16 protein-coding genes are annotated in these 13,867 nt (G+C 64.3%); 5 read left to right on the forward strand and 11 right to left on the reverse strand.

Annotated elements, in window-relative coordinates:
- Positions 1 to 8: 8 nt before the first annotated feature.
- Entirely contained in the window at positions 9 to 395 is a 387-nt protein-coding gene (locus JQ592_RS12300) for an ester cyclase (RefSeq protein WP_211403116.1), read from the forward strand.
- A 21-nt stretch (positions 396 to 416) separates the two neighbouring features.
- Here JQ592_RS12300 and JQ592_RS12305 read toward each other — a convergent pair whose 3' ends face one another.
- Positions 417 to 1,637, reverse strand: a complete 1,221-nt coding sequence (locus JQ592_RS12305; RefSeq protein ID WP_211403117.1) for an MFS transporter — start codon at positions 1,635 to 1,637, stop codon at positions 417 to 419.
- Positions 1,638 to 1,966: 329 nt separating this feature from the next.
- On the opposite strand from JQ592_RS12305, the gene JQ592_RS12310 reads away from it, so the two are divergent.
- Positions 1,967 to 2,425: a cupin domain-containing protein gene (locus JQ592_RS12310; protein ID WP_211403118.1), complete on the forward strand. Its 459-nt coding sequence runs from the start codon at positions 1,967 to 1,969 to the stop codon at positions 2,423 to 2,425.
- Positions 2,426 to 2,552: 127 nt separating this feature from the next.
- Here JQ592_RS12310 and JQ592_RS12315 read toward each other — a convergent pair whose 3' ends face one another.
- The 3 genes from JQ592_RS12315 to JQ592_RS12325 form a co-directional block, all read right to left on the reverse strand.
- Positions 2,553 to 3,488 (reverse strand): 2-dehydropantoate 2-reductase, encoded by a 936-nt coding sequence (locus tag JQ592_RS12315; protein ID WP_211403119.1) that lies wholly within the window; start codon positions 3,486 to 3,488, stop codon positions 2,553 to 2,555.
- A 428-nt stretch (positions 3,489 to 3,916) separates the two neighbouring features.
- Positions 3,917 to 4,507, reverse strand: coding sequence for a DUF308 domain-containing protein (locus tag JQ592_RS12320; RefSeq protein ID WP_211403120.1), 591 nt, complete (start codon positions 4,505 to 4,507; stop codon positions 3,917 to 3,919).
- 104 nt (positions 4,508 to 4,611) lie between these two features.
- Positions 4,612 to 5,196 (reverse strand): TetR/AcrR family transcriptional regulator, encoded by a 585-nt coding sequence (locus JQ592_RS12325; RefSeq protein WP_211403121.1) that lies wholly within the window; start codon positions 5,194 to 5,196, stop codon positions 4,612 to 4,614.
- 77 nt (positions 5,197 to 5,273) lie between these two features.
- Between JQ592_RS12325 and JQ592_RS12330 the strand changes: the two genes are divergently transcribed.
- Together JQ592_RS12330 and JQ592_RS12335 are read left to right on the forward strand one after the other, a co-directional pair.
- Positions 5,274 to 5,771: a peptide deformylase gene (locus tag JQ592_RS12330; protein WP_211403122.1), complete on the forward strand. Its 498-nt coding sequence runs from the start codon at positions 5,274 to 5,276 to the stop codon at positions 5,769 to 5,771.
- 142 nt (positions 5,772 to 5,913) lie between these two features.
- Entirely contained in the window at positions 5,914 to 6,633 is a 720-nt protein-coding gene (locus tag JQ592_RS12335; protein ID WP_211403123.1) for a CPBP family intramembrane glutamic endopeptidase, read from the forward strand.
- A gap of 27 nt (positions 6,634 to 6,660) precedes the next feature.
- On the opposite strand, the gene JQ592_RS12340 is transcribed toward JQ592_RS12335, so the two are convergent.
- Both JQ592_RS12340 and JQ592_RS12345 read right to left on the reverse strand, forming a co-directional pair.
- Positions 6,661 to 7,023: an ArsR/SmtB family transcription factor gene (locus tag JQ592_RS12340; protein ID WP_211403124.1), complete on the reverse strand. Its 363-nt coding sequence runs from the start codon at positions 7,021 to 7,023 to the stop codon at positions 6,661 to 6,663.
- Entirely contained in the window at positions 7,023 to 7,685 is a 663-nt protein-coding gene (locus tag JQ592_RS12345; protein ID WP_211403125.1) for an SRPBCC family protein, read from the reverse strand. The genes JQ592_RS12340 and JQ592_RS12345 overlap by 1 nt, the downstream gene beginning before the upstream one ends.
- 267 nt (positions 7,686 to 7,952) lie before the next feature.
- On the opposite strand from JQ592_RS12345, the gene JQ592_RS12350 reads away from it, so the two are divergent.
- Complete coding sequence (locus JQ592_RS12350) at positions 7,953 to 8,435, forward strand: DUF3592 domain-containing protein (protein WP_211403126.1); 483 nt, start codon at positions 7,953 to 7,955, stop codon at positions 8,433 to 8,435.
- A gap of 15 nt (positions 8,436 to 8,450) precedes the next feature.
- Here JQ592_RS12350 and JQ592_RS12355 read toward each other — a convergent pair whose 3' ends face one another.
- The 5 genes from JQ592_RS12355 to JQ592_RS12370 form a co-directional block, all read right to left on the reverse strand.
- Positions 8,451 to 9,332 (reverse strand): AraC family transcriptional regulator, encoded by an 882-nt coding sequence (locus JQ592_RS12355; RefSeq protein WP_211403127.1) that lies wholly within the window; start codon positions 9,330 to 9,332, stop codon positions 8,451 to 8,453.
- Between the two features lie 205 nt (positions 9,333 to 9,537).
- The gene (locus JQ592_RS12360) at positions 9,538 to 10,788 is read right to left on the reverse strand and encodes a serine hydrolase domain-containing protein (protein WP_211403128.1); all 1,251 of its coding nucleotides are present in this window, start codon (positions 10,786 to 10,788) and stop codon (positions 9,538 to 9,540) included.
- 89 nt (positions 10,789 to 10,877) lie between these two features.
- Positions 10,878 to 11,000, reverse strand: a complete 123-nt coding sequence (locus JQ592_RS38570; protein ID WP_283816127.1) for a hypothetical protein — start codon at positions 10,998 to 11,000, stop codon at positions 10,878 to 10,880.
- 19 nt (positions 11,001 to 11,019) lie between these two features.
- The gene (locus JQ592_RS12365) at positions 11,020 to 13,272 is read right to left on the reverse strand and encodes a hypothetical protein (protein WP_246820377.1); all 2,253 of its coding nucleotides are present in this window, start codon (positions 13,270 to 13,272) and stop codon (positions 11,020 to 11,022) included.
- 171 nt (positions 13,273 to 13,443) lie between these two features.
- Entirely contained in the window at positions 13,444 to 13,740 is a 297-nt protein-coding gene (locus tag JQ592_RS12370) for a hypothetical protein (RefSeq protein WP_211403130.1), read from the reverse strand.
- Positions 13,741 to 13,867 lie beyond the last annotated feature (127 nt).

Consider the following 13,867-nt stretch of genomic DNA (forward strand, 5'->3'; position numbering starts at 1 on the left):
AACCTGCCGTGACCAGGAACGAGCTTGCCGCCATCTATCACGACTACATCGCCTGCCTGAACCGGCAGGATTGGCCGGCGCTCGGACAGTTTGTGCACGACGATGTCGTGCACAACGCGCGGCCGCTCGGGCTGTCCGGTTATCGCGCGATGCTGGAGCAGGATTTTCGTGAGATTCCGGACCTGCACTTCGACGTCGAACTGCTGGTGTCGGACCCACCCGCGATCGCGGCGCGGCTGAGGTTCGATTGCGCGCCGGTGGGGACTTTCCTTGGACTTGCCGTCAACGGGCGGCGCGTATCCTTCTGCGAAAACGTGTTCTACGAATTCCGCGAGGGAAAGATCCGGCAAGTGTGGTCGATCATCGACAAGACAGCGATCGAGACGCAGCTCTGACGCCGCGCCTCGATCTCACGTTCATGCCGCCGCCGGCGCCACCTCCCCTTGCGGCTTCGCGAACGGCCGGAACGTCATCGCCATCAGGAAGGCCCCGAGGCCCATTGCCCAGGAGGCGATGTAGAGCCAGGCGTAGCTGGAGAACGCGTCATAGATCAGGCCGCCGGCGAGCGGGCCCGTCGCCATGCCGAGGCTGCCGGCCATCGCGGTGCCGCCGATCACCGTGCCCATCATCCGCAGCGGAAAGTTTTCGCGGATCAGCACGGCGTAGAGCGGCATGGTGCCGGCATAGATGAAGCCGAACACGGCGCCGACCGCGTAGAATGTCGCGAGCTGGTGGGCGAAGACATAGGCCAGCGCGCCGAACGCCTGCAGCAGCAACCCCGAGACGAGCACGCGCTTGGCACCGAAGCGGTCGCCCATCAGCCCGAAGGCAATGCGCCCGCCGAGGCCGGCAAAACCCTCGATGCTGTAGATCGTCACCGCCGCGACCAGCGGGATGCCGCAGCTCACGGCATAGGAGACGGTATGGATGATCGGGCCGGAATGGGTGGCGCAGCAGAAGAAATTGGTGGCAAGCAGAATGAAGAATTGCGGCGAACGCAGCGCTTCGCCCATCGACATCTCGCTCTGCGCAGCCCCCTCGTCCGCAGGTGCGGCCGCGGCCTGCGCGAGCGCGGGTGGACGGCGCACCAGCAAGGAGACCGGGATCATGATGGCGGCAACCACAAGCGCGATGATCTGCATCGAGGTGCGCCAATCGTGGCCGGAGACGAGCCAGGCCGCGAGCGGCGACATCGTCATCGGCGCCATGCCCATGCCGGCGGAGACCAGCGACACCGCGAGGCTGCGATTGGTATCGAACCAGCCGGTGACGGTCGCCATCATCGGCGCGAAGATCGCGGCGCAGGACGCGCCGACCAAAAGGCCGAACACGAACTGAAATACGATGAGCGAGGTCGCATGGCTCGCGGCGAACAGGCTCAGCGCCAGCACGGTCGATCCGGTCAGCACCACCGGCAGCGGCCCGAACCTGTCCGTCGCCGTGCCCCAGGCCATGCTGGTGAACGCCATCGCCAGGAAGCCGATCGTCATCGCGCTGGAGATGCCGGTCACCGACCAACCGGTGTCCTTCGCGATCGGCTGCAGGAACACCGGCAGCGAAAACATGCCGCCGATCGCGACGCAGCCGAGCAGGCCGCCTGCGGCGACGATCACCCAGCGATAGTGGGAACGAAGCATCTTTGGTCTCCCGTCAGATTTGTCTGGGTGGAAGACGAATGGGAACTGCGCCGGCCGACAGCGGCACGTCACTTTTGCCGCACGCTTTTGTGAGCAACCAGCAAAAAGTGCGAAAACAACCCCATGCACAGTAGCCGGCCGCAGTGAGATCAATGACTTACGAGGCAAGTCGCGTGCGTTGCCAGGAGGCGTTTGACCCGTCGGGCAAAACACTGGGAGAATGGCATCATCCCACGAGTTTGGTCGCATCTGCTTGGACGCCCGCCGGTCATGGCAGGGTGCCGATCCAGTGCGTTTTCAATACTCGGATTTTCGGACGGAACGTTCCCATGCCCAAGATCGATCTCGCCGCTGTCCCAGCCCGCAAGGGCTCCGGCTATCCCGCGGCCTTTGCCGCCCCGTGCGCCGAGCGCATCCGGCAGCGGCTCGGCAATGCTGGCGGCCTTTCCGATTTCGGCGTCAACTTGATGCGCCTGCCGCCGGGCAACTGGTCGAGCCAGCGGCACTGGCATTCGCATGAGGACGAGTTCGTCTACGTGCTCGAGGGCGAACTGGTGCTGATCGAGGACGAGGGCGAAACCGTGCTGCGCGCGGGCGACTGCGCCGCCTTCCCGAAGGGCAGCGGCAGCGGCCATCACATGATCAACCGGTCGGATGCGGTGGCCGTTTATCTCGAAGTCGGCTCGCGCTCGCCTGACGATCTCACGACATGCTCGGACATCGACATGATGAGCGCGAACTCGGACGGCCGGTTCGTGCACAAGGACGGCACACCCTATCCGGACTAGGCCGTGTACCATGAACGTGGCGGCGTCATGTGACCGGTGACTACGTCCGCTTTGCTCCCATAGCGACGAAGTTCGCGCGGCAGCGCAGTATGTCGCGATGGGCCAGAACCGGACATCGGTAAAGCAATCAGGATAAGCGCCCTGCGGCGCGCCGTTGCTCGAAAGCCTTGACGTTGGTGTAGGCGAGCAACAGCGTGTTGCACGGTATCTTCGCTTTCTCCGCCTTGCCCAGCATGAAGCCGAGGATGTGCTCCACCTCCGTCTGCCCGCCACGTTCGATGTCGCGCAGCATCGACGTCGAATACTGCGAGTCCTGCTGGGAGAACGTTTCCTCCCACGATTTCATGAAGGCCGTGCTGGGCGCGTGGCCGTTGGCCGCAGCGATCGCAGCGCCACAGCGAAGCTGATCCAAAAAAAGCTCACGGCCATAAGGGGTGCGGACAATCTCGCCGACATTTGCCCGCATCAGGCAGGTCATGGCGGCTGCGGTCGAAAGGTGAACCAGCTTTTCCCACATTCGCTGAACGATATCGGCGACCACGAAGACCTCCACTCCCTTCGCAGGCTCGAACAGCGCGGCCAATGCTCTCACGCGTTCCGTCATCTCCCCCGATTGCTCGCCAAAGGTAAGCGTTCGCCAGTCGTTGAACTGCCGGATCGCGCCATCCGGCATGATCGTCGCCTGTATCTTTGCCGTGCCACCGAGCACACGGTGCCGGCCAAATTTCTCATTCAGGACGTCGATATGCGCAATGCCGTTCAGGAATGGAAGGACATAGCCGTTCGACGCCACGGCGGGTGCGATTGCCGCAACTGCAGCATCGAGATCATATGACTTGCAGGTCAGGATCACCGCGTCATAGACCGGCGCCACCTCTGCCGCGACCACTGTCTTCACTGCTATTTGTGCGTCCCCGAACGGGCTCTCGATCCGCAACCCTTGCTCGGAAAGACTCTTGCGCCGCCCGTCGCGGACGAGAAACGTAACATCAGCTCCGCTCTCGGCGAGGCGGCCGCCGAAATAGCCACCGGTGCCGCCCGCACCCAACACTAGGTACCGCATTTGCTTGCCCCGACGTTCGCTTTTGGCAGATCCATCAAAGCATGCCGAGTAACCCTTGAGCTAGAGGCAATGTCCGTTTCGGGGCATTCTCAACGGTTCAGCGGAGAGTGTCGGCAGGAATGCTCTGCTTGGCGAACTGGCGGGCCCGGATGCAGCCGGGCCGTCGCCCTTCGAGGCACACTCCGCAGTGCGATGCGCCGCAGCGCGCGCACCTCAGGGTGACGGTGACAAATATGAACGCGCGCTGCATCAACCTCGTCATTGCGAGCCACCGGGTCCGCGCAAAGCGCGGCCCGATGACAGGCTCCGCGAAGCAATCCAGAGTCTTTCCGCCGAGACAGTCTGGATTGCTTCGTTGCAAGGGCTCCTCGCAATGACGACATCCGGGCCGCGCTATCGCTCGGTGCACGACATGGGACACAACACAATCATCCCAATTGAGCTTGCCTCGCACGCTGCCGCCATGCGCTGACGGTGAGCCAGACGGCGGAGACCAGGAAGTAGGCCGCACCGACCGCGGCATAGCCCGTGACCGTCGCGATCGACGGCGACATCGGCGTCGTGGCCTGGAAGATGAAGAACGCGCCAGCGAGCGCCGACTGGCCACCGCTGAGCACCATGGCCCATTGCGCGCCAAGACTTTTCCAGCGCCGCACGGCTGTCCCCAGTTGGAGCAATCCGGACAGGATCGCCCAGGCGCCGAACACACCAAGGACCCAATTCATGCTCGCCTGCAACGCGAGAAGGACCGCGACCGCGGTCGCAAGGCTGACCACGACGTTCAACATCTGCGTGCGGTTTTGATTGAGCCCACCGCTGCGCAAGCCATCGACAAAATTGGCCGCGGCGTCCCATGCCGGATAGAGCATGAGCAAGACGCCGGCGATGGCAGCAGACGACGGCCCGACCGCCAACGCAGCAACAACCCAGGCGATCGAGAACGTCGCCCGCAAGAAATAGTATTGCTTCAGCCATCGTTCGCGCTTGGCACGAACCAGATCCAGTTGATGTTGAGCCATTTGCATCCTCTCCTTTACCTACTAGTTGGTAGTCTCCGCACGCAGCAAGACGCCTTCACCCCGGCTCGCCTGCGCGGGGTGCCGTCATCGTCTTGCCGATGTCTTCAGTGCTTAGTGGACAGCCGGTCCAGCAGCGGGGTGGTGATCACGCCGAACATTTTTGGATCACCATAGGCGCGCGCCGACAGCATCGCACCGTGAATGGTTGCCATGAATCCTTCAGCTTCGACCTTGGCTGAGTTGGAGAGGTGAAGCCGCCCCTTCCGCTTGCCGCGCTCCATCACCGACGTCAGCCAGGACGCCAGCGCGCGGAAATGCGCGCGGACTTCGAGCGCCACCTCCCCCGGCAGGATCGGAAGCTCGCTGGCGAGCAGCGCACAGACGCAGAATGGCGCCGTCGCATCCGCAATGCACGCTTCCCAATATCCGACATAGCTTTTGAGCTGGTCGCGCGGATCAGGAACATTGCGTTCGAGGGCCGCCAGCCCCGTCTCCGCTTCCTCGCGATAGCGTGCCACGAGGGTGCGGACCAGATCGACCTTGCTGGCGAAATGGTGGTGGATGCTCGGCTTGCGGATGCCGACGACGTCGGCGATGTCGGCATAGCTGAAGCCATTATAGCCGCCCGCGATGATCAGGCTGCGCGCGCAGGCCAGGATGTCGTCGGCGGTCGAGGAAACGTTGGTCATGGCGGATTAACTACCTTCCAGTTGGTAGGCCGTCAAGAACAGGTGCTTCAACGATCCGTGAGTGGTAGGAGCCTTAAATGACCATTCGCCCGATCGTCCGCTATCCCGACCGCCGGCTCGCAATGCCGGCCCGCCCTGTCACCGCGTTCGACGAGAGCCTGCGAGAGCTTGCAGCTGACCTGCTGGACACGATGCGCGCCGCGCCCGGCATCGGCATCACGGCGCCGCATGTCGGCGTGCCGTTGCGCATCGTCGTGCTCGAGCTCGACGCCAAGGACGGCCCGCGAACCTACGTCAATCCCGAGATCGAATGGGCCTCGCCCGAAATGATCATGCACAAGGAAGGCAGCGTCTCGATGCCCGGCGTCAACGACGAGGTGCAGCGCCACGCCCGCGTGCGCATCAGCTACCGGGATCTCGACGGCAACATCCAGATCGAGGAGTCCGAATCCTTGCGCGCCGTCTGCCACCAGCACGAGATCGACCAGCTCGACGGCATGTTCTGGATCCAGCGGCTGTCGCGGCTGAAACGGGAGCGGCTGGTGAAGAAATTCGAGAAGATGTCGCGCAGCTGAGACGTCGCCGGGGCAGACGATGCGGGATTTGATCAGGGCGAACGCTGTCCTCTCATTCTACGCCCTGGCGTTCGCAATATCCTGGGGCGGCGTCTTGGCGATCGCAGGTGGTCCCCAGGGCTTCCCGGCTGACGCCGGCCAGTTGGAACGGCTGCTGCCCGCCGTGGTCCTGGCGATGGTCGCCGGCCCCTCGCTCGCCGGCATCTTCATGACGGTCTATGTGTCGCGCGCGGCGGGTCTGCGCACGCTGCTTTCACGCATCCTGACATGGCGCGTGGGCGCCATCTGGTATGTCGCGGCGCTCTTCATCGCGCCGTTGACGGTTGTTGCGGTTCTGCTCGCGCTGACGCTGGTGTCGCCTCATTTTTTGCCGACGATCTTTGGCGCCGAGGACAAGGCGGCGATCCTCCTTCCCGGCCTTGCGGCAGGATTGGTCGCCGGATTGTTCGAGGAGATCGGCTGGACCGGCTTCGCCATACCACGCCTCAGATCGCAGTTCGGATTCGTCGCCACCGGACTCATCGTCGGCGGCCTCTGGGCCTTGTGGCACTCCGCCGTGGCGCTGTGGGGAAGCGGAACGGCTTCCGGCCAGCTCGCGCCCGTGATGTTGCTGTCCCAGATCGCGTTCTATGCCGGTGTGCTGCCGCCCTATCGACTGCTCATGCTGTGGATTCATGACCGCACCGGGAGCCTGCTCCTGGCGATGCTGATGCACGGCTCCCTGACGGCTTCGACGACTTTCGTGTTCGCACCGCCCGTGAGCGAGGCAGAGCGCCTTGCCTACCATATCGTGTTGGCCTGCGCATTCTGGATCCTCGCCGCGATCGTGGCGGCGCGGCGCGGGCGTGTGGGTCCACACTGATTCCGCCCGGCGCAGCGTACGGGCTGCTCAGGCCCTCTTCCCGCCCCGTTTGATCACGGGCGCATTCCGACGCTCCCGTTTGCCGCGCGCGATTTCGGTCGCCAGCGCATCCAGCTTCGGCTCCCAGAAATTCCTGAACCGGCCGATCCACGCGTCGACCGCGCGAAGCCCGGCGACGTCGACCGAATAGAGGCGTCTTTGCGCCTCCGCCCGAACCGTTGCAAAGCCGCTCTCGCGCAGCACCTTGAGGTGCTGGGACACGGCCGCCTGGGTGATCCCGAACTCGGCCCCGATCGCCTCGACGATCTCACCGGACGCCATCTCCTTAGGGCCGAGCAGCTCGAGGATGCGACGGCGCACGGGATCGGCGAGGACCTCGAAGACGTGCATCAGCTTCCTGTGCCTGGATGTGCGATATCAGGCGGCATCTCGCCGCGATAGAATGCGATGGTGCGGTCCGAGCGCTCCTTTGCCGAAGCCGGATCGACCCCGCTTGCGACATGCGCCGCGCGCCAATATTCGCCGCTGGTCGTCATGAATTCCTTGCCCTCAGGCGAGACCATCCATGCCTCGGCCGTCTCATGATCGACCGATGCTCCGGTCGCAAAATATCGCTCAAGTCCCGCAAGGGCGAGGTCCCAACCGATCCCAACCGCACCTGGTCCGAACTTATTCCAATGATCCTCGATCATCGCGGTGTGCTCAAGCGTCAAACGCGCCTGACTTCGTTCTGCTGCCAGCTTGACGTCGATCCAGCTCGTCGCGCCACCGAATTCCCATGTCGCGGCAAAATGGGCCGGCGGCGTGCACGCCGTGATGGTGCCGCCCGCGTTGCCCTTGACCTGGTACCTTCCCCCGAGCTGGAGCTCTCCCTCGATCGGCGCAAACCAGCGCGGAATACGCTCCCTGCTGGTCACCGCGTCCCAGAGATCCTCGATGCTCGTCTCGTAGAGACGAGTCAGTGTCACCGTACTGGCCGGTTTGCCGTCCTTCTCGAAATTCATCACCGAGCGCGTGACAAGGCCCAAGACCCTGGCGACGTCGATCTGCATTGCGATCCTCCCTCTTATCATTGAGCCCGATGGGGAATATCGGCTCATGCTAATATAAGTCAATACTTATATTAATGTCGGTGGATTGGCGCCGCACCCTCACCGCAGGCTGACAAATGATTGCCGGCCATCGCTGCATCAGCGCCCTCGCCCTCACGGGTCCTTAACCGACCGGGGCAATAGAACTGGCGTGCAAGCTGCCATTGATCTAGAGCGACCAAAGCGAAAGGCGGACACCCGTTCCACTCCGAAGGTTGAAGATCGACCTTGCAGCAGATCTGGAACAATTTCTGGATGAATGTCTCGGCCCTGTTCGAGGCAGCGCTGATGCCGTTCCAGGCTGCCGCGCGGCTGGTGGGACTCAATCCATCGATCCCGCAGACCTACTTCTTCCTGGTCGCGGCACTGTTCGCATCCTGGCTGCTCGTCCAACTCTATGGAGATTTCGTCCTTCTGCGCCGAGGCCGCCGCACGGCCGGCACGGTCGTCGGCATCGATCCCGGTGACGAGTCTCCCAATCGGCCGATCATCCGGTTCAAGGATGTGTCCGGCCGGGAGTTCACGTTCACCTCGGTGCTGAGCTGCAACGACACCACGCGCCGGATCGGCGCGCAGATCGAGGTGGACTACGATCCGGCAAAACCCAGCCGTGCCCGCGAAGCCGGCCGTCCGGTGGCAGAGCTGCTCTACCTCGCGCTGCTGACCTTCATCACCGGACTTCCGCTGGCCGCGGTTTTTGTCGTCCGTTGAACGTGCGGCTCGCCATTATTTCAGCGGCAGAAACAGCTCCGCGACCGTCTCATGCTCCGGCACCTCCGGGAAGAAGCTCAGGCGCTGGCAATAGATCGGGAAGTCGCGCGCCTCCTCGCCGCTGGCCGGAAGCCAGTCGCGATAGAGGTAGAGCGCGGCGGGCTCCAGATTGTCGGTGTGGCCGACCACGCGCAGCACCGCGCAGCGCCCGCCGGGGATCTCGCCGGTCTTGATCCCTTCGCCGCATCCCGCGGTCGGCTGGTCGGTGCCGACGCAGAGGTCGACACTGTAGTCGGCTGGCGAGGCAGGACGCCGCTCGGAACGCCAGACATTGAAGGTCGGGCTCGTGCTGGGGTGCAGGCCGGCCTTCTTGCGCCAGGCGATGAAGCGCTGGATGGTGGCGCCAAGCGTCGCGGGGTCGCCCCGATGCTCCATGATCGCTACCTTCGTGGTCGGCACGTCGCGGATGGTCACGTCGTCGGTGGTAAAAGTCTTCTGCATGAGCTTGCTCCTCGCGATATCGAGAGGCCCGAAGGCCGCAAGCCACGGCTCCCAGTCGGGAGACTTCCTGAACGACGACGGCGATTGCCCGAACCGTTGCCGAAAGGCGCGGGCGAAGGCGTCCGGTGCGTCGTAGCCGGCATCCATCGCGATGTCAGTGACGCCAAGGGTGTCACTGTAGGCCAACTGACGCGACGCGCGCTTCATGCGGGCCAGCTGGACATAGCGATGCACTGATAGACCGAAGGTCGCCGTGAACTGCCGGTGGAAATGGAATTTCGAGAAGGCCGCAACAGCGCTCAAGCTTTCCAGATCCAGATCATCGTCGAGATGCCGGTCGATATGCTCCAGCACCCGCCGCATCCGGGCCTGATAGTTTTGCAGCGCCGCCTTCATCGTCCCTCCTCCGTGGCGGCTCCAGCTAGCCGCAGACGGGCATGGCGCGCTCGACCGATCTTGCGGTTCGGCAGGGAGCCGTAGCCCGGATGGAGCGAAAGCGTAATCCGTGACAGACCAACCGCATCGCGCAACTGCCTGTGCGGAACGAAACCCGGATTGCGCTGCGCTCCATCCGGGCTACGAAGGGGCCGGATCGCGCACCCTACCCGCCCGCCATCAGCTGCTTCGCCAGCGCCATGTAGGCCGGCAGCGTCACGGGATCATTGGCGGCGTTGCCGGCGACGGGGTGCGAGGCGTAGCGCGTGATCACCATCTCGCACTTGGGATCGACATAGATGCCCTGGCCGTAGACGCCGCGCGCCATATAGGCGCCGTGCTCATTGTGCGTGACCCACCATTGATTGCGGTAGGAGGCCCCTGGCAGGGTGGTGTAGCCGGCCGGCTTGAACTTTTCGGGGTCGCCGCCGCGCGCGATGTCCTCGACCACGGTCGACGGTACGATCTGGCGGCCGTTGAAGCGGCCGTGATTGCGCATGGTCTCGCCGAAGCGGGCGAGATCGCGCAGTGTCGTGGAAAGACCGCCGCCGCCGCTTTCCGTGCCGATGCGGTCGACGTGATAATGCGCGTCCTCCTCCGCACCCATGGGCGCCCAGATGCGCTCCGACAACAGGTCGGACAGCGTCATGCCGCTGGCGCGCCTGACGATCCAGGCGAGCACGTCGGTGTTGACGGTCTTGTAGGCGAAGGCCTTGCCGTGCTCGCCCTGCTTCTTCTGCGCGACGAGGAAATCGAAAATATTGGTCGCACCATCATAGTCGGGCGGGATCGGCGCCATACCGTTGGCGCGCCTGAGACCCCACACATGCGAATTCTTGTCGGTGTAGACCTCGGTGTATTCGAGCCCGGTGGTCATATCCATGACCTCGTGCACGCGCGCATCGCCGAACGCACTGGGCTTCAACTCCGGCACATAGTCCGTGACGGGCGCCTGCGGATCGATCCTGCCTTCCGTGACCAGAATGCCCGCGAGCACGCCGGTGAACGACTTCGTCACCGACATCGCGATATGCGGCTTGTGCGGCTTCAAGGCGCCAAAGTAGCGCTCATAGATCAGCTTGCCCCGATGCAGCACCGCGATGCCGTCGGTGTAGGTCTCCTCCAGCATTTTTGCGAAGGTCATGGGCCGGCCGTCCATGGTGGTCGAAGCGACGGCGCCGATGTCATGATCCGCACGCGGCAGCACCGAGGCCGGCCCTGCCCCACGCCAGACGTTCACGGTCGGCACCAGCTGGCGCACATTGCTCCAGGCCCAGCGCAGCTCGGGGAAGCTGCGGAACGAACCGTTCTGGAAGGTGATCGTGCGATCGGGGGATGGCGGAAAGCCCTTCATCCAGCCGAGCGTTTCAGGATCAGTTTCGGTCGCGGTGGCGGGCGCTTGAGCAGCAGCAGACATGAACACGGCTCCGGTGAGGATGCCGATGTCGTAGCATAGGAGCGCACGACTTTAGATCCTGCGTTTGTGCAAGGGCACCTGCACAACGATCAGAGGCGACGCGCGAAGCCCATCAATCCCGGCTTGTTTGGCGCCACCCGGCGGAGGTGACGACGCGCACCCACGACATCGTCGCAGGTGCGCACCGTCGCTTCGACATCGGCGGTCTTCATCGAGGCCTGGCGAACCCGCCTACCCTTTCCGCCCCGCGCGCTTCTTTGCCTTCGCCGCGCGCTTGCGTCCCGGGGCTGCCGTTCGCGCCGGTCCGCGTGGCGCGCGGCCGCCGGTGTCGACGGTGAGCTCGGGGCGCAACCTCGCGAGCTTGGCGCGGTCGGGCAGCAGGTCCGCAAAGCCGGCGAGCACGCTTGGCGCGGGCGCACCGTCGCCGGCCATCGCTGCGGGCGCCTCGGTCTGGCTGAGCGCCTGCAAGCGCCGGCACGCTTCACCGAGATGATAGGCATCGCCGCCGAGCGCCACCCATTTGCCGACCTCGGGATGCAGCACGAGATTGGCCGAATGGTTGTCGGTGGCGCTGGTCGGATAATCGACGAACATTTCGATGCCCGACTGCACGCCCACCATCACGCCCTGCGCCGACCACGACACGGCGACGTCGACGCGGTAGCGGCCCGGCTTCTCGAACGCAAAACCGGCCGTGCTCCAGAACACTTTTGCCGAGGCCGTAACGCTCTTGCCGGGCTCGAGCTCGCCGAGCTTGGCGTGCTCGCACAGGATCACGAACGGCCGCACGGGGCGCTCGCGCCCTTCCCCGTCGGTGACGGTGATCGACGCGAACAGGGCCTCGATGCTGACGTCGTTCGGCGCGCGCAGCGACACGCCGCTGTTGTTCGTCATCGTCCAGGTCAGATCCAAGGGCTGGCCGAGCGCGACGCGGTCGGCCCCGGCCGTCACCGTCAGCGCCAGCTCGGAAGGCTCGAAATCGTGCCGGTCGGCGGCTTGCGGCGCGCCGGTCGGGAACCAGCTTGCGAACGGCCATCCGCCCGGACGGATGACCGGATCGGGCATGTGGTTGAGGTGATGCCGGACGTTGGTGTTGTGCGCGAGCTTGATCTGGTCCGGGAACACGCCGGGCGCACCGGTCGCGGGACCGCCGAGCACGTCCGCGACGCTCGGCGTCGTGGTCATGATCGAGTTGTCGGCCGCCGTCTCCTGCTCCTGGTGGATCTGGTTCAGCGTATGCGTCAGCTCGTGGGTCGCGCTGCGCAGGAACGCGCGCGGCACGTCGCGCTGCTTCTTGTTGGCGGCAAGACCGAAGTTCGAGGAGTCCGCGACGGGATAGCCGTCATCGGAGAAGCTGGCGCAGCCTTCGCGGGGAACGCCGATCTGATCGTACATGATGCCGCGCGAGCAGCCGAGTTTTGCAGGCACCACGATCATGTGCACGCGCCATTCGGTGTCGAGGTTGGTCGACGGCTTGCGTACGCTGGTCATCAGCGCGTGCAGATCCGCCGAGCTCCAGCAATTGGTCGCCACCACGCCCGATGGCACCGGGACGTTGAGCTGGTCCTGCACGACCGTCAGCTGCCAGCCGGTCTTGGCGAACACCGTGTCGAAGAACTCGGTGCCGCCGGCGCCATCGGGCACCGGCGCGGGCCTGACGGCGCCGACCAGCGTGTCGATCTCCAGCGTGCAGCGGCGGAAGAACTTTGACACCCAGGCCAGCGTGACGCTGCCCTTGTCGACGCCGCCCTCGAACAGCCGGCCCTGGTAGAACGGCCCGCCGGTCAAAGAGAACGGGAACGGCGCCGGCACCTTCGCAAGCTTCATCGTCACGGTGCGCGACGGCGTCGACGGGAACGTGCCCTTGAACTGGCCGACCGGCGGCTGCGTGTAATTGAACTGCTCGGCGACGATCGTCAGCTCGCACTTCTTCGGGACCGGCACCGCGATCGGCGCGGACACGCTGGTCACCCTGAGATAGGAGTGATAGCGCGCGCGGGGGAAGATGGGGATTTTTGGCCTGCGGATCGGAAGCGGAATCAAGGGTTCATCGACCGCGCTGAGCGAGGCGGCGAGGCTCGTCAGGCCTGCGTCCGCGGCTGCTTCATCTTCGTCCCTGCTGCCCACAGGCGGCACCGGCGGGATCGGGATCGGGACCGGGATCGGCGGCAGCGGCGGGATCGGCGGCTTGATGATCGGCAGGCGGGAGTAGAGATCGCCGCTGACGATCAGATGGTCCGCGCCGCCGTCGGGCGCAGAGCGATCGACGCGCAGCGTACCTTCGAAGGACACCAGGCTCGCCGTCGGCCTGAAGTTGATCTGGTAGCAGCCTTCGCGGAAGTCGAGCCTGCAGAGCCTGAACGGCGGAATGGGGTGCAGATCGGTCGAGGCCGCGTGATCGCCGGACTCGTCATCGCTGAAACTGATCTGGCGCGACAGCGGCACCTGCGGCTTCATGGCCGGCGCGACCGATGCCTCGGTCATCTTCGAAAGGCTTCCGCTCGCTTCATGCTCTGAGCAATTGCACATGTCGTAATCTCCTCGTTGAAAAATTGGAGGCGATCGAAATGAGCAGCGGGCTCGTTGGCGGTTGAACCGAGTTTCTTGTTGGCCAGGGCGTAAAAAATCGGGCGTAAAAAAATCCGGCGCGCAAACCTATGCGCGCCGGTACGTCACAAGACAGCCCTCTGAATCCGTGAACTCAAATCGGTCGGCCTCGAGTGAAATGTGATAGGTCACAAGCTCATCGTTCGCCGTCCCGACGACGAGTGTCTTGGCGTCTTCGAGACGGTAGATTCCCGCATCCCACCACACCATGCCCTGCCCCTCGCCGCGCATGCCGCGGTAGGTGCCGGCCAGGAATGTGAGGGTGGCGGGATATTTGTCTGCGCACGCAGCCGCCGTGGTTTTGGTCCACGTACCAACCATGCTCTGTCCGAGTTTGTCAGCCATAGTGTCTCCATAGCTCCCATCGGCCTTCTGGCCACTTGGAGCTATTTCAACATGTCGTTCTGGCGTGTGCAGCTCATTTCAAGCCGATGTGGTGGCGATTGACCACGCACAATCACAGCAGGTATTT

Origin of the sequence: Bradyrhizobium iriomotense (assembly GCF_018129405.1) — a bacterium.
GTDB classification, from domain to species: Bacteria; Pseudomonadota; Alphaproteobacteria; order Rhizobiales; family Xanthobacteraceae; genus Bradyrhizobium; species Bradyrhizobium iriomotense_B.